The 17,963-nt window shown below is 66.9% G+C and carries 14 protein-coding genes and 1 pseudogene; 3 read left to right on the top strand and 12 right to left on the bottom strand.

The features are described 5' to 3' along the window. Positions 1-14: 14 nt before the first annotated feature. The 8 genes and pseudogenes from AC3WQZ_RS04610 to AC3WQZ_RS04575 form a co-directional block, all read right to left on the bottom strand. Positions 15-989: an AAA family ATPase gene (locus tag AC3WQZ_RS04610; protein WP_010811566.1), complete on the bottom strand. Its 975-nt coding sequence runs from the start codon at positions 987-989 to the stop codon at positions 15-17. Then, entirely contained in the window at positions 986-3,631 is a 2,646-nt protein-coding gene (locus AC3WQZ_RS04605; protein ID WP_492300091.1) for a fused MFS/spermidine synthase, read from the bottom strand. Before AC3WQZ_RS04605 ends, AC3WQZ_RS04610 begins: the two co-directional genes overlap by 4 nt. 93 nt (positions 3,632-3,724) lie before the next feature. Beyond that, positions 3,725-5,482 carry an arylsulfatase gene (locus tag AC3WQZ_RS04600; RefSeq protein WP_176844237.1) on the bottom strand — a complete coding sequence of 586 codons (1,758 nt, stop codon included), beginning with the start codon at positions 5,480-5,482 and terminating at the stop codon, positions 3,725-3,727. A gap of 70 nt (positions 5,483-5,552) precedes the next feature. Further along, positions 5,553-6,629, bottom strand: a complete 1,077-nt coding sequence (locus AC3WQZ_RS04595; RefSeq protein ID WP_492300089.1) for an HAD family hydrolase — start codon at positions 6,627-6,629, stop codon at positions 5,553-5,555. Positions 6,630-6,693: 64 nt separating this feature from the next. Next, on the bottom strand, positions 6,694-7,938 hold the full coding sequence (locus tag AC3WQZ_RS04590) for a formylglycine-generating enzyme family protein (protein ID WP_058697262.1): 1,245 nt from the start codon (positions 7,936-7,938) through the stop codon (positions 6,694-6,696). Between the two features lie 145 nt (positions 7,939-8,083). Beyond that, complete coding sequence (locus tag AC3WQZ_RS04585; protein WP_011615174.1) at positions 8,084-8,479, bottom strand: hypothetical protein; 396 nt, start codon at positions 8,477-8,479, stop codon at positions 8,084-8,086. 69 nt (positions 8,480-8,548) lie between these two features. Continuing rightward, positions 8,549-9,713: pseudogene (locus AC3WQZ_RS04580) on the bottom strand (BamA/TamA family outer membrane protein). A 29-nt stretch (positions 9,714-9,742) separates the two neighbouring features. Further along, the gene (locus AC3WQZ_RS04575) at positions 9,743-10,603 is read right to left on the bottom strand and encodes a hypothetical protein (RefSeq protein WP_454749623.1); all 861 of its coding nucleotides are present in this window, start codon (positions 10,601-10,603) and stop codon (positions 9,743-9,745) included. A 238-nt stretch (positions 10,604-10,841) separates the two neighbouring features. On the opposite strand from AC3WQZ_RS04575, the gene AC3WQZ_RS04570 reads away from it, so the two are divergent. Further along, positions 10,842-11,798, top strand: coding sequence for a SphA family protein (locus tag AC3WQZ_RS04570; RefSeq protein ID WP_037023789.1), 957 nt, complete (start codon positions 10,842-10,844; stop codon positions 11,796-11,798). A gap of 24 nt (positions 11,799-11,822) precedes the next feature. Here the strand turns inward: AC3WQZ_RS04570 and AC3WQZ_RS04565 are convergent, their stop codons facing one another. Then, positions 11,823-12,656: an autotransporter family protein gene (locus AC3WQZ_RS04565; protein ID WP_010811557.1), complete on the bottom strand. Its 834-nt coding sequence runs from the start codon at positions 12,654-12,656 to the stop codon at positions 11,823-11,825. A 143-nt stretch (positions 12,657-12,799) separates the two neighbouring features. Here AC3WQZ_RS04565 and AC3WQZ_RS04560 point away from each other — a divergent pair, with 143 nt between their 5' ends. Together AC3WQZ_RS04560 and yihG are read left to right on the top strand one after the other, a co-directional pair. Next, positions 12,800-13,066, top strand: a complete 267-nt coding sequence (locus tag AC3WQZ_RS04560; RefSeq protein WP_010811556.1) for a hypothetical protein — start codon at positions 12,800-12,802, stop codon at positions 13,064-13,066. Positions 13,067-13,534: 468 nt separating this feature from the next. Next, positions 13,535-14,437 carry a 1-acylglycerol-3-phosphate O-acyltransferase, YihG family gene (gene yihG, locus AC3WQZ_RS04555; RefSeq protein WP_492296879.1) on the top strand — a complete coding sequence of 301 codons (903 nt, stop codon included), beginning with the start codon at positions 13,535-13,537 and terminating at the stop codon, positions 14,435-14,437. A 7-nt stretch (positions 14,438-14,444) separates the two neighbouring features. Here the strand turns inward: yihG and AC3WQZ_RS04550 are convergent, their stop codons facing one another. Genes AC3WQZ_RS04550 through AC3WQZ_RS04540 form a run of 3 tightly spaced genes read right to left on the bottom strand, consistent with a single transcriptional unit; the run spans position 14,445 to position 17,832 of the window. Beyond that, positions 14,445-16,289 carry an NAD(P)/FAD-dependent oxidoreductase gene (locus AC3WQZ_RS04550; protein ID WP_492300087.1) on the bottom strand — a complete coding sequence of 615 codons (1,845 nt, stop codon included), beginning with the start codon at positions 16,287-16,289 and terminating at the stop codon, positions 14,445-14,447. 7 nt (positions 16,290-16,296) lie between these two features. Then, positions 16,297-17,631 (bottom strand): cytochrome c, encoded by a 1,335-nt coding sequence (locus tag AC3WQZ_RS04545; RefSeq protein ID WP_011615167.1) that lies wholly within the window; start codon positions 17,629-17,631, stop codon positions 16,297-16,299. Positions 17,632-17,646: 15 nt separating this feature from the next. Further along, the gene (locus AC3WQZ_RS04540) at positions 17,647-17,832 is read right to left on the bottom strand and encodes a DUF2970 domain-containing protein (RefSeq protein ID WP_010811552.1); all 186 of its coding nucleotides are present in this window, start codon (positions 17,830-17,832) and stop codon (positions 17,647-17,649) included. Positions 17,833-17,963 lie beyond the last annotated feature (131 nt).

Here is a 17,963-nt window from a genome sequence, read left to right as displayed (position 1 = left end):
GCCCTCGCGCGCCGTCAAGCCACCGCCACCCGCTGCACCAGGCGGTCGATTGCGGCATCGGCACCGATGCCGGCCGCATGCGCCTCGTACGACAGGATCAGCCGGTGGCGGAACACGTCGTGCACCACCGCCTGCACATCCTCGGGCGTGACGAAATCGCGCCCATGCAGCCAGGCGTGCGCGCGCGCCACCTTGTCCAGCCCGATCGAGCCGCGCGGGCTCACGCCGATCTGGATCCACTTGTCGAGGTCGTCGTCCACGGGCTTGGGAGCGCGCGTGGCTTGCACCAGCGTCACGATGTAGCGCTCCACCGCATCGCTGACATGGATGCCATGGATCTCCGCCCGCGCGGCGAAGATCGCTTCGGGCGCCAGCCGCACTGCCTGCGCCCCACCCCCCGCCCCGCCGCCGGCCTCTTCCTCGCGGGCCAGCTTGACGATGTCGGCCTCGGCGTCCGCCTCGGGATAGCCCACGCTGACATGCATCAGGAAGCGATCCATCTGGGCCTCGGGCAGCGGATAGGTGCCCTCCTGCTCGATCGGGTTCTGCGTGGCCATCACCAGGAACAGCGGCTCCAGCTTGTGGGTGGTGCCGCCGACGGTGACCTGGCGCTCCTCCATGGCTTCCAGCAGAGCCGCCTGCACCTTGGCCGGCGAGCGGTTGACCTCGTCCGCCAGCACCAGGTTGGCGAACACCGGGCCGGCCTGGAATCGGAACTCGCCCTTGCCGCCTTCGGTGAAGTACACCTCTGAACCCGTGATGTCGGCGGGCAGCAGGTCCGGCGTGAACTGGATCCGCGACAGCCGCGCATCCAGGTTGCGCGCCAGCATCTTGATGGCCCGCGTCTTGGCCAGCCCCGGCAACCCTTCCACCAGCAGGTGGCCATCGGCCAACAGGCCAAGCAGCAAGCGTTCGATCATGCGCTGCTGCCCCACAATCGATTCGCCCATGCGCTGCTGCAGGGCCAGGACGTCGTCGCGTGCGCTCATGGCGTGTTCCTTGGTTCAGCAGGTGCGCGGCGGGCGGGGCGAGCTGACTGGCCGCCGACGAACCAGGCGTAGTAGGGATTGTCGGGATCGGCGCGCATGGCCTGCGTGATATGGCTTGCCCAGGCTTCGCGGTCACCGCGGTAGGCATCGAGGCCGGCGCGGTAGAAGGTGTGCAGCACTTCGCGCTCGCGGCGCAAGTCGCTCCAGAATGCGTCATCGGCGCCCGCCAGCGGGGGTTCGCTTTGCAGCGACAGCAGCCTGGACAAGGTTTCCGGGAAGGCGTCGCGGCGGACCCAGCCGGCGTATTCGATGCGCGGGCGGTCATCGGTGACGGCCGGCGCATCGGCCGCATACCAGTCCAGGCCGGCGCGGTCGGTGACCCAGGTCGCCATCAGCGCCGCCGGCGAGCGCACGCCCACGGCCTGCAGCGCGGCAGCAACTCCCGGCTGTTCAAAGCGCGTGCGGATGCGCGCGGCATCCAGCGCCAGCGGCGACAGCGAACCCACCAGCATCATCTCGTGCAGCTCGGTGGTCCACAGCATGGCGTGCGGGAACACGTCCAGGAAGCTGCGCACCAGCATGCGGGTGTCTTCGTCGTTCTGCGTCGGCAGCGGCAGCCACTGCGCCACCAGCCCGCCGGGTTGCAGCCGCGCTGCCGCGAGGCGGTAGAAATCGGTCGAATACAGGTTGACCACGCCAGCCGCCGACGGAGGCGGCGGCTCCAGGGTGATCAGGTCGTACTGCTGCGTGCTTTGCAGCAGTTCACGGCGGCCGTCGCGCAGGCGGATGTCCATGCGCTTGTCGGTGGCCACGCCGAAATTGCCCTCGAAGTTGGGCACGGCGCGCGCCACCGGCGGCAGCAGTTCCGCCACCACGCGGTGTTCAAGGCCAGGCCAGGCCAGCGTGGCGCCGGCCGTGATACCGGTGCCAAGGCCGATGACCAGGGTGGATTTGGGCGTGCCGTTGTGCACGATCAACGGCAGCAGCGCCTGCAGCCGCATATAGCGCTGCGAGGTCATGGCATCGCCCGAATTGGAGACGCCCTGGATATACAGGCGTCGGAAGCGGTTGCTGGACGAGGTCTGCTCCACCACGGCCACGGTCGCGCCGCGGCCCTCCTCGTAGAACACCAGGTCGCCGCCGCGGGCGCGCGCCAGCAGCGTGGCGAGCCGGTCCGCAGGCGCCAGCGCGGCGGCGATCACGGCCAGCACACTGACCATCGGCACCGCCCAGCGCGCTACGCGGCGCACACCACTACCCAGCGCCACCGCCACCACGCCGACCACGCCAGCGGTCACTGCCAGCAGAGACAGCGTATGCACCAGCCCCAGGTATGGCACCAGCACAAAGCCGGCCAGCGCCGTGCCGGCGATGCCGCCCAGAGTATTGAGCGCCACCACGCTGCCGACGCCGGCGCCGACGTGCCGGCTATCGACGCTCACGCGCAGCACGAAGGGGAACGCCGCGCCCAGCAACAGCGTGGGCACGAACACGACCGACAGCGCCGCCAGCGCAAAGCTGGCACAGGCCGCCACCAGCGGGCTGGACGTCAGCCCCTGCACCCAGGCGGACAGGCTGCCCTGCGCACGCAGCAGCCATTCGCCCAGCAACACGAATTCAAGCAACGCCACCAGCCCCGCCCCCGTCACCAGCAGGCCGAAGGCGCCCCAGGGGTCGCGCACCCGGTCGGCATGGCGCGCAGCCAGCGCGCTGCCGATAGCCAGGCCGGCAAGGTACGTTGCCAACACCACGGTAAAGGCGAAGGTACGCGTGCTGAGGAACTGCACGATGGCCTGCGACCAGACCACTTCGTAGCCGAGGGCAATGCCGCCGGCAGCGGCATACAGCACCAGCGCCAGCCGGCCGTTGGCGGCATCGCCGCCGGCAGCGGCGCCTTGCCCGGCAGCGGCGGCAACCGGCTCGGCCGCAGCTTGCGTGCGCGCAGCCAGCAGCCAGGCCACCAGCGCCGCGGCGCCATTGAGCATGCCTGCCGTGACCGCACTGCCCAGGATGCCCAGCAGCGGCACCAGCACGAATCCAGCCAGCAGCGTGCCGGCGATGGCGCCGGCCGTATTGGCGGCATACAGCCGCCCGCCATGCACGCCCACACGGCCGGCACCTGGCGTCAGCACGCGCATCAGCACCGGCAAGGTGCCGCCCATGGCGGCTGCAGGCAGGATCACCAGCACAAAGGGCAAGGCCCACGCCAGCCATCCGGTGCGCTGCTCCAGCCAGGCGAACGGCGCTGCCGCATGCGCCAGCGCCACGGTGGCGCCGATGCCCAGCACCAGGACGCCGATTTCGAGCCACGCATACAGGCGCAGCGGATTGCCGTGGCGGTCGGCCACGCGGCCGAACAGCCAGCCGCCCAGGGCCAGCCCGCCAAAAAAGGCGCTGACCGCGGTGGTGACCGCGTGCACGTCGACGCCCACCACCAGCGACAGCTGGCGGATCCAGACGATCTGGTAAACCAGTCCGGCCGTGCCGGATATGAACAGCAACACGGCCGCCCAAAGCCACGTCTGGTCGGCCGTGTTGCCCCGCAGCGCCAAGGCGGATGCGGAATATTCGGTCTTCACGGAGCGCGCCCGGCGCCCGTCCTTGCCACCATGGCCGCCCGGGGCGGCATGAGATTCGATCATGAACTGGACCGTTGGCGCGAAGGCCCGCGCGTACGCGGGCCTTCGCCGGTTTCAACTGCCGTCACAGGCGGACGGCGCTGATGACTGACTGCATTACTTCTTCTTCATCGATTCTTCAATCTTCTTGTCGACCTGCTCGCGCACCTGGTCGATGCTGAAGCTGGCCGGGCGCTGGCTCGGCGGGTAGTTGACGAAGGTCTGGAGGAACGCCGCAGCCTTCATCGTCCCGATCTCGGTCAGGTACGCGTTCTTGCCCAGCCAGTCGTTGTACTGGTCAGAAACGATGTCTGCGCGTTCATACGGATCCATGCGCAGGTTGAAGATCTTCGGCACCCGCAGGCACTTGAACGGATCCTGCCAGACCTGGAACCCGCCCGGTGTAGTCTGCTCGCAGAAGACGACCTTCCAGTCGTCATAGCGCATCGCCACGAGCACGCCGTCGTCGTTGAAGTAATAGAACTCCTTGCGCGCGCCCTTGTTGGTCTGCCCCGTCAGGTACGCCAACTGGTTGTAGCCGTCGAGGTGTACCTTGGCGTTCTTGCTGCCAAGCGACGTACCCTTTAGCAGCCGCTCCTTGATATCGCCGTCGCCAACGGCAGCCAGCAGCGTCGGGAACCAGTCAAGCCCGGAGAACATCTCGTTGCTGACGGTGCCCGCCTTGATCTTGCCCGGCCAGCGGATCATCGCCGGTACGCGGAACGCGCCTTCCCAGTTGGTGTTTTTCTCGCTGCGGAACGGCGTGCTTGCCGCATCAGGCCAGGACCACTGGTTGGGGCCGTTGTCGGTGGTGTAGATGACGATGGTGTTGTCCGCGATCTTCAGGTCATCGAGCGTCTTGAGCAGCTTGCCGACGTCGCCGTCGTGCTCGATCATGCCGTCGGCGTAATCGTTGCCGGGCATGCCGCTCTGGCCCTGCATGGACTGACGCACATGGGTGAACGCGTGCATGCGGGTTGTGTTCATCCAGACAAAGAACGGCTTGTCGGCCTGGACCTGCTTGGTAATGAACTTCTGCGCCGCGTCGGTGGTCTCGTCGTCGATGGTCTCCATGCGCTTGGTAGTCAGTGCACCGGTATCCTCGATCTTGCCGTCGGCCGTGGAGTGCAGCACGCCGCGCGGCGAGAAGTTCTTCACGAATGGATCGTTCTTGTCCTTCGGCCAGTACGGGCGCTGCGGTTCTTCTTCGGCATTCAGGTGATAGAGGTTGCCGTAGAATTCGTCGAAACCGTGCTTGGTCGGCAGGTACTCGTCGCGGTCGCCCAGGTGGTTCTTGCCGAACTGGCCGGTGGCGTAGCCGAGCGGCTTGAGGGCCTCGGCAATGGTCACATCGCGGGCTTGCAAGCCCACGGTCGCCCCCGGCGCGCCTACCTTCGACAGGCCGGTGCGCAGCGGCGACTGGCCCGTGATGAACGACGAGCGGCCCGCCGTGCAGCTGTTCTCGGCGTAGTAGTCGGTGAAGATCATCCCCTCACGGGCGATGCGGTCGATGTTCGGCGTGCGATGGCCCACCACGCCCATGCTGTAGGCGCTGATGTTGGTCTGGCCGATGTCGTCGCCGAAGATCACCAGGATGTTGGGCTTCTTGCCCGACGTATTGACAGCCACTGGCGCGGAAGCGGCTTCAGGTGCAACCGGCAGGTTGGACTGCGCCGGCGGCTGTGCCGGCGTCGCGGACGTGTCCGGCGCCGCCGCAGCCGGGGCCGGGGTCGCCGGCTGCTGCGCGGCAGGCGCCTGCTGTTTGGGCTCGTCTGCCTTCTTGCAGCCGGCGATCGCCGCGATGGCGATCGCCATTGCGGCCATGGCAAAGCGCGCGCCGCGCCTTGCCGGGGTGGACTCTGTCATTCGTTGCATTGCTGCTCCCGATAGTCAAACAGCTTCAACCTGCGTCCGGCACGCCTGGCATGCCGGCTCCCTCTTCTGCCTACTTCGCACCAGCCGTGGGGTAAACCTGCTGCCAGTCCTGCTTCATGCTGACCACCGTCCAGCCCTTGGCGCGGGCAGCGTCCAGTGCCTTGTCGAGCTTGCCCACCTTTGACTGGCGGTCATAGGCGAACTCGCGCTCGGCATCGTCGTGATGCACCAGCACGCCCATGCGCGGACCGTCGCCGCCGGTGGTGTACTCCAGCATCTGCAGGTCGCCGTCGGAGTTGCCCACGGCGAGGATCGGCCGGCGGCCGATATGGCGGTAGATGCCGACCGGCTTGCCCGGCCCGTCATCCACGAATTCCAGCTTGGGGTCGCGCACCAGCACCGGCCTGCCGTCGCGCACCAGGTAGCGCACGGCCTGCGAGGAGCCGATCACCTGCTCGGGCGGAATGCCATAGACAGCCTGGCTCCAGGGGCGCATGAACTCGATGGTGCCGCCGGAGACGATGTAGGTCCTGAAGCCGTTGGCGCGCAGGTAGGACAGCAGTTCCAGCTGCGGTTGATAGACCAGCTCGGTATAGGGCCGGTTGAACCTGGGATGCCGCGATTTCGCCAGCCAGTCGCGGATGGTGCGGTCATACTCGTCCGTGGTCATGCCGCTGTTGGCCGTGACGACCAGGCCGGCCAGCTGCTTCTCGTTGCGCATCAGGCCCTCCATGTCGTTGGCCATCAGCGCCTTGAAGGCGGGGTTGTTGCGCCACTCCGGGTGTTGCGGCGCGGCGGCGCGGATCTGGTCGAGCAGGAAGAAGAACTGGAAGTACAGCGGCTGCTCGCTCCACAGCGTGCCGTCGTTGTCGAACACTGCGACGCGCTCCTCGGGCGGCACGAATGTCGGCGAGCCCTTGCGCGTCACGTCGGCAACAAACTTCAGCAGTGCCTGCCGTGCCGCACCGTCGCGCCACGACGCCAAAGCCTGCGCGGCCGGCTGCGCCGCCTGGGTGACGGCGGCCTGAGACTCGGGCGCCGTGGCGGGCGTCGAACAGCCCGCAAGCGCAAGGCCGGCCAGCACCAGCGCGGCAATGGCCCTGCGCGAGGGGCTGGCTAGGAATCCGCGGGTGGCAGCGATGTCCATATGGTTCACTCCTGTCGCGTGCTGTCGTGCTCGTCGTTGTGCTTTGGTTCGCGCGGGCGCAGCGCTATCGAGCCGCCTGCCCGGACTGGCCGGCCAAGGCCACCGGCGCCTGCCGTTGCCGTTCCGCCCAGCGGCCCTCGTCCATCACCAGCCGGAAACCGAGGTGCGACATGCTGTTGTACGGGTCGGTCCCGCGCCGCGCGCTGGGGCGGTAACTGAGGCAGAAATCCTCGTTGCAGAGGAAGGAGCCGCCGCGCGTGACGCGCTTGGGCGCATTCACCGGGACGCCGGGCTCGGCCGGATCCCACGAGGCCATCGGGCCGACCGGGTTTTCGATCGGCTGGGCCTTGCCGGCCTCGCGCCGGAACTGGTCGGCCCGATACCAGTCGGACACCCACTGCCAGGCATTGCCGGTCATGTCGGCCAGGCCATAGCCGTTGGGCGGGAAAGTGCCAACCGGGCTGGTGCCGAGCGCCCCGCCCGCCTTGGGGCTGACCACCGGGAACGGCTGGTTCTGCTGGCCCTGCCAGACATTGGCCATCTGCTTGCCGTCGGGGGCGAACTGCTCGCCCCAGGCATAGTTGGCCTGCTCCAGCCCGCCGCGCGCGGCAAACTCCCATTCCGCCTCGGTGGGCAGGCGCTTGCCGGCCCACTTGGCGTAGGCCTGCGCGTCTTCATACGAGACCTGGACCACCGGGTGGTTGTCCTTGCCTTCGATCGAGCTGCCAGGGCCGGTCGGATGGCGCCAGTCGGCACCGGGCACATAACGCCACCAGCGCGAGTAGTCCTGCAGCGGCACCGGCCGCGGCGTGCCCACGAAGACCATGCCGCCGGCCACCATGGCGCTGTCGGGCGGGCGCGGCGTGCCGGGCGGCAGCTGGACCCGCAGGGTTTCCCAGTCAGGTGCCCGTTCCGCGGTCGAGACGTAGCCCGTGGCTTCGACGAACTTGCGGAATTCCGCGTTGGTGACGTGGTGCTGGTCCATCCAGAAGGCGTGCACGCGCACCTTGTGGGCCGGCTTTTCGTTGGGCTGCGCCATCTTGCTGTCGCTGCCCATCAGGAACTCACCGCCGGGCACGCGCACCATGCCAGCGGGTCCGCGCTTGCCATCGCCGATGACGATGGCGGGCGCCGTTGGCGTCCGCCCCTTCATGTACCAGTAGCTGGCGCCGAGGCCTGCTGCGACCCCGAGACCCAGCAGCACCAGGATCAGTGCCCTCTGCCCGCTGCGCCGTCCCGCGGCAAGCGCAACCGAGCCGGAACGCCCCGCGCCCGCGCCGGGATTGCTGCCTTTACGTCGTCCGCTCATTCACTCCGCCTCTTTGTATACAAATCATGCTGATTCAGCGCAAACCATGATCTCAGATGGCTACGGTTATCAGAAGTCAGCTTTTTCTCGTTCGGGGGCCAAGTGAATTAAGTTTTTCTTGCGCGCACTGCCACTGGCGCCCTGCTCATCGCTCGCTATCTGCCCTTGGCACCATCTTCGTCAGGGCCGCCGGATCTTCCTCACCCTCATTGAGGATGCCGTAGTCCGCCGGAAACAGCGCTGCCAGCGGTGGCGGATACTGAAAGGCGTGCAGCGGCTCCAGGTTTTCGCCAGCGTCGATCACGAACACCTCGATCAAGCGGCTGCGGCCGCCGTTCTCCTGGCCTGCCACATAGTAGTGAACGCGGTTTTGCCAGACGAAGTGCCCGCCGAAGTAAGGCTTGGAGACATCCGGCAGCCCGGCCAGATGCGTTTCGCACAGCAGCACCGCTTCGCGCAGGTAGTTCCGGCTGGACGTCTCATCGGAGGCGGACAGCCTGGCCATCATGCCCCGCCTGTCCTTGATCTTCTTGATTGCCATAGCGTAGCGAGCAGGTTGGGCGCGTGGGCGCCCGGACAGCCTACCGGCACATCGAGCGGACCTCGCAACTCAGTGCCATGCGCTCCCCACCTGGATATAGAAGGCGTTCTGGCCCTTGCTGTGGGCCACATCGAGACCGATCGACACCCCCAGCTTGCGCGCAATCATGTAGCGAAAGCCCGCGCCTACGCTGTAGATGGTCGATGCATCGGAAAAATCATGCCAGCGCCCATATGCCTTGCCCAGGCCGGTGAAGCCCAGCAGCGACCAGCGCGGCGTCACGTCCCAGCGCAGCTCCATTTCTGCCGCCAGCGCATTGCGGTCCTGGCAGCGCCCCTTCTGTACCCCGCGCAGGTCCACGAACGGCTGCGCGTAGAACGGCACGTCGCCGGTGGAAAAGCGCGTATCGGCGCGCAGCCCCAGGATCACGGGGCGCGCCAGCCGGCAGCCAGGTGAAGCCGCGCGCGTTATACATATTGAATGACTGCGTGCTGCCGAAGCCGCCGCGCGCGAACTGCGCCTCCAGCTCGGCATAGCTGCCGCGGCTGGGATAGAAGATGTTGTCGCGCGAGTCATAGTCGACCACCAACCCGGCCTTGCCGATGCGCTGGGTCTTGTCGAAGCTGCCGAGTTCACCCGCATCGCCAACCTTGAAGGTCGCGGTCGAATCGAAATACACGTAGCGCGGCCCCACGTACCAACGCGTATCGGCAACCCGCACGAGCAGTTGCTGCACCAATGCCACGCCTCTGAGTTCGTAGGCACGGGGCTGGTTCAGCAAGCCGAAGTAGTCCAGGTTTGCATTGACCTTGGCGATGCCCCCAAGATAACGGTAGCGGTCGCCGTCCCACGTGTGGAAGTGCGCCACGCCTGCGCCCCAGGTGCCGTTTTCCGTATACGCACCGCCGATGGCTGTAATGTTCGGCGGTGCGGGCCCCTTTCCACTGGCCTTGGCGCTGGCCGCCGCATCCGCCATGGATTCCGAGAAGAACATCAGCCCCAGCCCGCCGCCGTAGCCAACGGCTGGTTCCGTGATAACGACCGGCACCGGCAGCGCGCCCTTGTGATTGAGCAGGAAGTCGCTCATGTCCAGCTTGCCGTCCTCAGGATCGAAGAACGACAGCGGTTTCTTTTCAGCCGGCGCTTCAGCCTGGCCGAACGCGGCGTCGCACCAGAGCAAGGCCAGTGCGCTTAGCAGCGATGCAATGCGCTGGCTTGCCTGGGAGCGGGTCATCAGCAAGTTATGAAAGTCCCTGCTTATGGCTACAGCGGGAACTGGATATTCAAGCCCATGAACACCTGGAATTTGGGCACCCCGACTCCCTCGTGCCCCACCGTCCATTGCGGCTCGGCAAACAGGTTGTAGATTTCCTTGCCGATTTTCCAGATCTTGCCCGCGCCGATACCGAGGGGGATGTAGTAATTCCCACGCTTGAGGTCGAAATTCCAGGTTGCGGTGCTGCGCAGGTACCTGCCTTGCGGCAGGTTATAGATCACGAACGGCTGCGCGGTCAGGTTGTCCTGGGTGGGCCGGTCGCTTTCCCCGGCAAATGAATGCTGCCAGGTCACGAGCCCGCCGATCATGCCCCATTTCTGCGGGGAAATACCCACGCCGGCCAGGCCGGCCTGCCATTTCCCGGTGCCGGTCTGGTCGCGCGATGCCGTGGGAATGGTGAGTTGGGGGCCAATGCCCCATTCCATGCCCAGGCCCTTGAGCAACACCAGGTTGAACAGGTTCAGGTCGCCCAGTCCGGTCTTGCTGCCATCCGGCGCGACATTCGGCGTGGTGACGACGGGCATCGTGAACCGGACGATCTGCGGCAACCCGAACAGCTTGTGCGGAATGGTGCCGCGCAGCAGGACGCTGTTTCCGTCCTCGTCGCCGAGTCCGTAATAGCGTCCCACGTACTGGTCCTGCAGATTCAGGGTAATGGTCGGGCTCAGCGGATTATTTGACGCATTCATGTCATCCGTCGAGGGCCCTGCCGCACAGGCAAGCGCCGGCAATGTTGCTGCCACGCTGCCCGCAGCAAGCCTTAATCCCTGCATGACTGAATTCATTTGGAATCGTTGCCCTGAATGAAATTGGTAACGCCCGCCGATTGAATATGGCGCTTCCATCATCGCAGACCGCCTCAAGGCCTGTGAAGTAAATATTTGCGATGCCGTGATGAAGATTTTCGTCGGCTTGCGCGCTGGCAGTGACAGGGGTCTTTGCTGGTAGTATGCAATGTCACGAAAATATGAGGGTGGGGCATTGCCTTACTGTGTAATTTCACTATAGCTGGCGCGGGCAGGCATGCGCCAGAGGCCGGCATTCCGGCAAGCGCCTGGCCGGCCTTGCATTCCTTGTTCCTTGAATATGTCAACGACCATCGCAAACCGGCTGGCCATTGCTGCTTCCTTCCTCTTTGCCTGTGCAGGTGCGAACGCGACTGAAGGCGCCCTGGGGCGACCCGTGACCGGCACCAGCGTGCTCCCCAATGTAGGGATCGTGTCGCCGGAACCCGCGCTCATCGTGAATGTCGGCGAGATCTACCTGGATGGCTCGATCGGCGGCAGCCGAAACGTGCCCATCGCAGGCAAGACGGCGCTGGGCGTGGACGGCAAGGTCGCGTTCACCCTGGCAACGGTGATGAAGGTATGGGACACCGATACCGGCCCCTGGAACTTTGCCTCCAGCTTCACGCTGCCCTATGTCTGGACCAAGGTCACGGCCAACATCAGCGCCGGCGGCCGGGGCGCCAGCACCCAGGACACTGCATCGAACCTGTTCGACATCACCTTCGCGCCGATCATCGCGGGCTACCATTTCTCAAAGACCGAGCATGTGGCTCTGAGCCTGAATGTGTGGGCGCCGACCGGCAAGTACGATCCCAACGCACTGGCCAACGCCAGCCTGAACAACTGGACGTTTATTCCGCAAGTGGCCTACACCAAGCTGTTCCCCGAACACGGGCTCGAGTTCGATGCCGTCGCCGGGGTCCAGTTCTACACCCGCAACAACGCCACCGACTACCAGAACGCACCGCTGTTCACGCTCGACACCATGCTGCTCAAGCGCTTTGCCAACGGCGCGGGCCTCGGGTTGATCGCGGGCACGACGCAGCAGCTCGGCGACGACAGCGGCCCGCTGGCCGACCGCCTGAACGGCTTCCGCGGCCATGACTGGGCGGTGGGCCCGATCGTCACCTACGACACCAAGATCGGCGCGAAGAGCCTGCTGTCGCTGGGCTTGCGCTGGGTGCCGACCGTTGCCGGCAAGAACCGCCTGAAGAGCACGAACACGTTCATGGGGACAGCGACTGTCGTGTTCTGATGGCCGCGCGCGCGGTGAGCCCGCTCACCACGTGTACTTCACCCCTGCCCTCAGCGCGTACTGGTAAAAGGATTGCTGGCCCCAGGAACCCGACACATTGGTCCAGCCGGTCCAGCGCTTGCCGAGATCGGCGTTCAGCCCCAGCTTCAGTTCGAAGCGGTTATGCGGATACAGCCCGCCGATCGGCAACTGGTTGAACGAGATATTGGTGTCGGTATCGGAATACCACCAGTTCACCGTCGCATACGGCTGCAGTTTGCGGCCGTCCTCGCGCACGAAGGTCCGATGCGTGCGTACGCCCAGCCGCGCGATGATCCCGCTGGAATCCGCCCCGCTGACGCGCGTGCCGTTGGGCTCGGCAATGTCGTCCTCGCTGTAGTTGACATAGATGAGCTGCGCCTGCGGCTCGATCACCCAGTCGCGCGGCAGTGGGATGGCATAGCCGACTTCCCCCGACAGCCCTAGTCCCTGCGCGTGGTATCGCACCGTCGGCAACTGGTCGCCTTCAACGCGGTTGGTGAACCAGCCATACTGGAACCAGGCATCGACATAGGCGCCCAGCTTGTTCTCGTCGTTCTGGTACCAGGCGCCGTAGACACCCGCAGCCCACCCTTCCACTTTGCCCCTGGCCCGCGTGGGGTTGCCGGCGGCATCCGCGTCGGTGCTGGCGTTGCCATAGCTGCCCGTTACGCCGACATGCAGGCGGTCGGTCTCGCTGGCGACACGCCACCTGGCCAGCTCGGCACCGCCGTGCAGCAGGAAGCTGTCGGTGCGGGTGCGGAAGTTGCCGTCCTTGCTGCGGCTGCCCTCCCACTTGCCCACTGCGCGCAGCCAGCCGCTGCGCGGCTTGTCCTGCACTGGCGTTGCCGCCCCCGGTGGCATTGATATCGAACCCGTCGCGCTCGTTGCCGCCAACCAGGTTGTTGAGGTTCAGCGTCGTGCCCGCATTGACGGTGATAGCCGACCCGCCGGCCGTGCTGTTGGTGACGGCAACACCGTCCATGCCGGCCCCTTGCATCGTGATGGCGCTGGTGCCGCCATTGAACGTCACGCTGGCATCGCCCGGGTTGGTGATGACTTGTGACGCCACGCCACTGGCAGCCGTGGCGGTGGTATTCGTGATGGTGGTCCCGGTCAGGGTCACCGAGGCATTCGCCCCCCTCGCGAGCGCGCGCAGGCTCGCGCCTGTGTTCGTATTGAAGGTGGTGCCTGACACGGTCTCCATCTCGGCGTTGCCCGATGCAGGCGTACAGGACAGTGCCGTATAAGTGCCGCTGGCAATCGTGCCGCAGGCGGTCTGTGCGCGGACTTCGAGCGTTGCCAGGGCCATGGTTCCGGCCGGCGCAAGCCAGTAAGCGATCAGCGCGGCAATCGGCCGCAGGGCGTGGTTGCGTCGCCGCTTGATGATGGCACCGTGCTGCATGCCTGGTCCCGGAACTCGCACAGTGATCTCCTTTGTAGGATTTTTGTTGCATTCTCGGGAACCGGCAATCTGCGCACCAGTGAAACATTTGGTAGGCTGTATTAAGCCTGCTGCGGTAACCCGAACGGGGTAGCAGCGTCAACTTGAGGGATCCACGCACCAACGTCCGCGTTGATCAGGCTCAAGCCCCGATCCATTACAAGCCTGCACACTGGCGCCCATGACCACACTGCCCTCTCCTCCGCCCGTCGCCGCTGATGCGGGCCAACCCAAGCCCCCGCCCCCCTCCGTGGCTGCACGCCGCCCGGCTCTTGTGCCGCGGGGCCGTTTCGCGTGGCTGACTGGTATCCTGAGCTGGACGCTTCTGATTGCCAGCACGCTGTTCTGGTGCGCGCTGCTGTTTCCGCTCGCGCTGCTCAAGCTGGTGCTGCCGTTTGCCCCCGCCAGGCGGCGCATCGATCCGATGCTCAACGGCATCGCCACCGCCTGGATCTCCGGCAACACCGGCTGGTTCGCGTGGATCCAGCATGAGCCGTGGGACGTCCAGGGCAATGAGGGACTGCGCTATGCCGACTGGTACCTGGTCAACTGCAACCACCAGTCGTGGGCCGATATCTTCGTGCTGCAGCGCTCGCTGAACCGGCGCATCCCGCTGCTGAAGTTTTTCCTGAAGCAGCAGCTGATCTATGTGCCGGTTATCGGGCTGGCGTGGTGGGCGCTGGACTTTCCGTTCATGAAGCGACACGGCAAGGCGCAGCTGCGGCGCAATCCGGCGTTGCGGCGCCAGGACCAGGAAACGGCCAAGCGCGCCTGCGCGAAGTTTTCGCTGGTGCCGACCAGCGTGATGGTGTTTGCCGAAGGTACCCGCTTCACCGAGGCCAAGCGCGCGGCCCAGGACTCACCGTACCGCCATCTGCTCAAGCCCAAGGCCGGCGGGCTGGCGGTGGCGCTGAATGCGATGGGCAACAAGTTCCGCTCCCTGCTCGACGTCACCATCGTGTACCCGGAAGGCGCGCCAGGCTTCTGGGACCTGGCCTGCGGACGCGCCGGCCCGGTGCTGGTGCGCATGCGGCAGTTGCCGGTGCCGCCGGCCTTCTGCGAGGCCGACTACGGCAGCGACAAGGCCTTCCGCACGGAATTCCACAACTGGCTGGCACGCCAGTGGGAAGCCAAGGACGCCGAGATCGATGCGCTGACGCCGCCGCGCGAAGGCTGAAGCCCTGCTACCCGGGCAGCCGCTCGACTGCCCGCTTCCCCTGTCCCACCGCCGCGGTCAGCGAAGGGCTGCCGGCATTGTCGCTGTTGGCGATGCTGATATTGCCGACGCCGGCCAGCCCGGGCCACACCGCGTCGGGCGTCACGTTCTCAGCGGCCAGGCTGTCGGGCATATAGCTGTAGCCATGCGCCCAGCGGTTGACGGTGATGCCGCGGATCACGTCCTTCGAAGCAAAGCCCTTGTGCCCGAGCATGCGGTCAAGCTGCGCGCGGATGTCGCGCTCCAGCGTGTCGAACGGCGTGCCCAGCAGCAAGGCGCGGCCCGCGCGGAAGCGGTCGCGCGCCTGCATGCCGCTGTCAGGCACGGTCGGCATATAGAGCATGTGCAGCACGGCCGGATCGGAGGGCTGCCTGCCCGCCGGCGGTTCCAGCCACAGGTCGGTATAGGCCATGGCCGGCGCGTGGATGCGGCGCGTGCGCAGCGCGGCGAACGCCTGCCAGTGGTCGAGCGCCACCTTGGTATAGACCAGCGGCGCCTTGGCCTCGTTGTGCAGCACCTCTTTCTGCTTGGCCGGCAGCGACGGCAGCAGGTACGGGATCATCATGTTGTAGCCGGCCAGCACCACGTGGCGCGCCTCGACGCGATGCAGGTTGCCGCTGAACCCGTAGGTCACGCGCGTGATATTGCCGTCGGGCTCGACCGCGATCGCGGTGCTGTTCAGGCGCAGGCGCACCGGCTGCCCGTCGCGGTCCAGCCGGCTGTAGTCGAACGCGGCCGACACCACATCGGCCGGCCGGGCGATCGACGCCACGCCCGGGATCAGGCTCTGCACCAGCAGCCGTGCCAGCGAGGCATTGCCATCCGGAAACCACAGGCGCGATGCCGGCGACTTGCCAAGCCGCGCATTGCCCGCCGGCGCGGGCATGTTGGCGCCTGCAGGCAGGCCGATGGCGATGGCGTCGGCAACCGAAATCCCATCGGCATCGAGCGCATAGGCATCGTTGCTGCGGCTGCGCAGGAAGCGCTGCCCGGCCAGGCCGATGCCGGCCTTGTCACGCAGGAAGCTGGCGTAACGCATGGAGCGCAGCGCTGCCGCGCGCTCGGTGCCGGACAGCGCCGGCAGGTAATCGGTGGTGCCGGCGGCCAGCCGCGCCAGCGCGGCGCGGTCCGCCACAGGCAAAGGCGTGTTGTCCAGGAAGCGCGACAGGGCAGCCGCGTCCGGGGCACCGGCCTGCTGCCCGCTGCGAACATCGATCAGCTCGCCGAACGGATCGCCAGCCACCCACTGGTCGCGCCCGAAATGCTCGGCATCGAAGAACACGGCGCGGCCCATGCCGAGCGCGGCATAGGGATCCGCAGGCACAGTGCCAGGCGGGCGCGTGGCATCGAGCCCGATCCCCGCCAGCAGTTCGCGCACCGCGGCGTCGCTGGCAGCGCCTGCCGGCATTTCTGCACTGCCGCCATAGGTCACCAGCCGCTTGCCGCGCACCGTGAACTCGTTGCGCTTGGCATGACCGCCGAAGTCGTCGTGGTTGTCCAGGATCAGGATGCGCCGGTTGGCGCCGAAACGGCGCCGGTAGAACCACGCCGCCGCCAGGCCGCTCAGGCCGCCGCCGACCACCACCAGGTCGAAAGCCTCGCGCGCCAGCACGACCGGGTATTTCGCGCCCTCGCGCGCCAGGCTGTGCGCCAGCGTGTAGGTGCCGGCATGGTTGCCGCGCAGACCGGTCAGCGCGGGCGGATACGCCACGCCTGCCCCGCCCTGCTGCGCGTGCAGCAACTGCACCGGCGCAAGGCCGGCGGCAATGGTCAGGGCGGTTCCGTTGAGGAAGTCTCTGCGCGTAATCGTCATCGGGTGCTCATCGGGATGCGTCGCCTGCCGCGGCCGGGTGCTGCGCGGCCAGCTCTTTGCGCCGGGCCGCCACGGCGGCTTCCGGCACCGGCGCCGCGCGGTTGCCCCAGCTGCCGCGGATAAAGGTCAGCACATTGGCCAGTTCCTGGTCGTCCAGCGTCCAGCCATAGCCGGGCATGTGGTAATCCGCCGGCGCGGTGCCCACGCGCGCGGTCACGGCGCCGTCGAGCAGCAGGTTCACCAGCGAGGCCGGGTCGGGATCGGCCACGGTGGGGTTGCCGGCCAGCGGCGGGAACACGCGGGCAAAGCCCTTGCCGTCGGCGCCGTGGCAAGGCATGCAGAACACCGCGTACTGGCGCGCACCGGGCACATCGAAGCGGCCCTGCCGCAGTTGCTGCGCGGTGGCGGCATCATGCCGGAACGGCTTGTCCTCGCCGCGCGCGCCGGGCAGGGATTTCAGGTAGGCGGCCACGGCATCGAGGTCGGGCGCGCTCATGTACTGGGTGGCGGTGGAGATCACCGTGGACATCGGCCCGAACGAGGTCGCGTGCCCGTTGCGCCCGGTGCGCAGGAACTCGGCGATATCCGCGCGCGACCACGCGCCCAGGCCGGTGACCTGGTCACCGGTCAGGTTGGTGGCGGACCAGCCCTCCACGCTCGCCCCGGACAGGAAATGGCGGCTGCGCTCGTCCAGCCCCTTCTCGGCGAACAGGTTGCCGCGCGGCGTATGGCAGGCGCCACAGTGCGCCACCGCCTGCACCAGGTAGGCACCGCGGTTCCAGGCTGCGCCGCGCGCGGGGTCGGTGCGGACCGGGTCGTCATCGACGAACAGGACGTTCCACGCGGCCAGCAGGCTGCGCATGCTGAACGGCCAACGCATCTGCGGCGCGGGGTTGCGCTGCGTGACCGGCGCCACCTCGGCACGCAGGTAGGCGTACAGCGCCGCCACGTCCTCGGCACGCATGCGCGCGTACGAGGGATACGGCATCGCCGGATAGAGCCGCTTGCCATCGCGCGCCACGCCGTGCCGCAAGGCGCGGTCGAACTCGGCCAGCGTATAGGCGCCGATGCCGCTGCCGGCATCGGGCGTGATATTGGTCGAATGAACCGTGCCGACCGCCGTGCGGATCGGCAGCCCGCCGGCAAACGGCTTGCCGCCTTCGCTGGTATGGCACGCGGCGCAGTTGGCGATGCGCGCCAGGTAGCGGCCGCGTTCGATCTGTTGCGTGTCGGTGGCGGCCAGCGCCATGCCCACGGGCAGCAGCACCGCCAGCGTCAGGCAGGCCAGCTTGCGCAGCGCACGGGCTGTGGCGATACCAGGTCCTTGGGGCAGGAAATGCATGGGAGCAGTTTCAGGTCAGGCAGCCGATACCGCCCAGTTTGCCGCAAGCACCAGGCACACCACCAGCCCGGCGGCCACGGCCACGCCAGTCAGGATCAGCGGTACCGGGCGCAAGGTGTCCAGGTCGCGCTGGTGCTCCTGCCCCTGGCGCAGGCCAAAGAAGCCCCACAGCACGGTCCGCAACAGCCTCAACGGGTTCATGGCATCTCCTTGCACAACGCCTTTGTGTACGAGTGCCGATTATGGGCCGTCCGTGCCATCCATAACAGCATCAGATAACAGGGAATCTTACGTATCAGTTTGCCTGTCCGGGAGATAATGCGCTCACCCGC

Source organism: Cupriavidus sp. FW305-26, assembly GCF_058787975.1.
The sequence above is the reverse complement of the archived record's forward strand: the minus strand, read 5'-3'. Positions and strand labels throughout refer to the sequence as shown.

What these genes read in the sequence shown, in the direction of transcription:
- AC3WQZ_RS04610 (WP_010811566.1), bottom strand. Translation starts at nt 989, where the DNA reads ATGAGCGCACGCGACGACGTCCTGGCCCTGCAGCAGCGCATGGGCGAA.
- AC3WQZ_RS04605 (WP_492300091.1), bottom strand. Translation starts at nt 3,631, where the DNA reads ATGATCGAATCTCATGCCGCCCCGGGCGGCCATGGTGGCAAGGACGGG.
- AC3WQZ_RS04600 (WP_176844237.1), bottom strand. Translation starts at nt 5,482, where the DNA reads ATGCAACGAATGACAGAGTCCACCCCGGCAAGGCGCGGCGCGCGCTTT.
- AC3WQZ_RS04595 (WP_492300089.1), bottom strand. Translation starts at nt 6,629, where the DNA reads ATGGACATCGCTGCCACCCGCGGATTCCTAGCCAGCCCCTCGCGCAGG.
- AC3WQZ_RS04590 (WP_058697262.1), bottom strand. Translation starts at nt 7,938, where the DNA reads ATGAGCGGACGACGTAAAGGCAGCAATCCCGGCGCGGGCGCGGGGCGT.
- AC3WQZ_RS04585 (WP_011615174.1), bottom strand. Translation starts at nt 8,479, where the DNA reads ATGGCAATCAAGAAGATCAAGGACAGGCGGGGCATGATGGCCAGGCTG.
- AC3WQZ_RS04575 (WP_454749623.1), bottom strand. Translation starts at nt 10,603, where the DNA reads ATGATGGAAGCGCCATATTCAATCGGCGGGCGTTACCAATTTCATTCA.
- AC3WQZ_RS04570 (WP_037023789.1), top strand. Translation starts at nt 10,842, where the DNA reads ATGTCAACGACCATCGCAAACCGGCTGGCCATTGCTGCTTCCTTCCTC.
- AC3WQZ_RS04560 (WP_010811556.1), top strand. Translation starts at nt 12,800, where the DNA reads ATGCCGGCCCCTTGCATCGTGATGGCGCTGGTGCCGCCATTGAACGTC.
- AC3WQZ_RS04550 (WP_492300087.1), bottom strand. Translation starts at nt 16,289, where the DNA reads ATGACGATTACGCGCAGAGACTTCCTCAACGGAACCGCCCTGACCATT.
- AC3WQZ_RS04545 (WP_011615167.1), bottom strand. Translation starts at nt 17,631, where the DNA reads ATGCATTTCCTGCCCCAAGGACCTGGTATCGCCACAGCCCGTGCGCTG.
- AC3WQZ_RS04540 (WP_010811552.1), bottom strand. Translation starts at nt 17,832, where the DNA reads ATGAACCCGTTGAGGCTGTTGCGGACCGTGCTGTGGGGCTTCTTTGGC.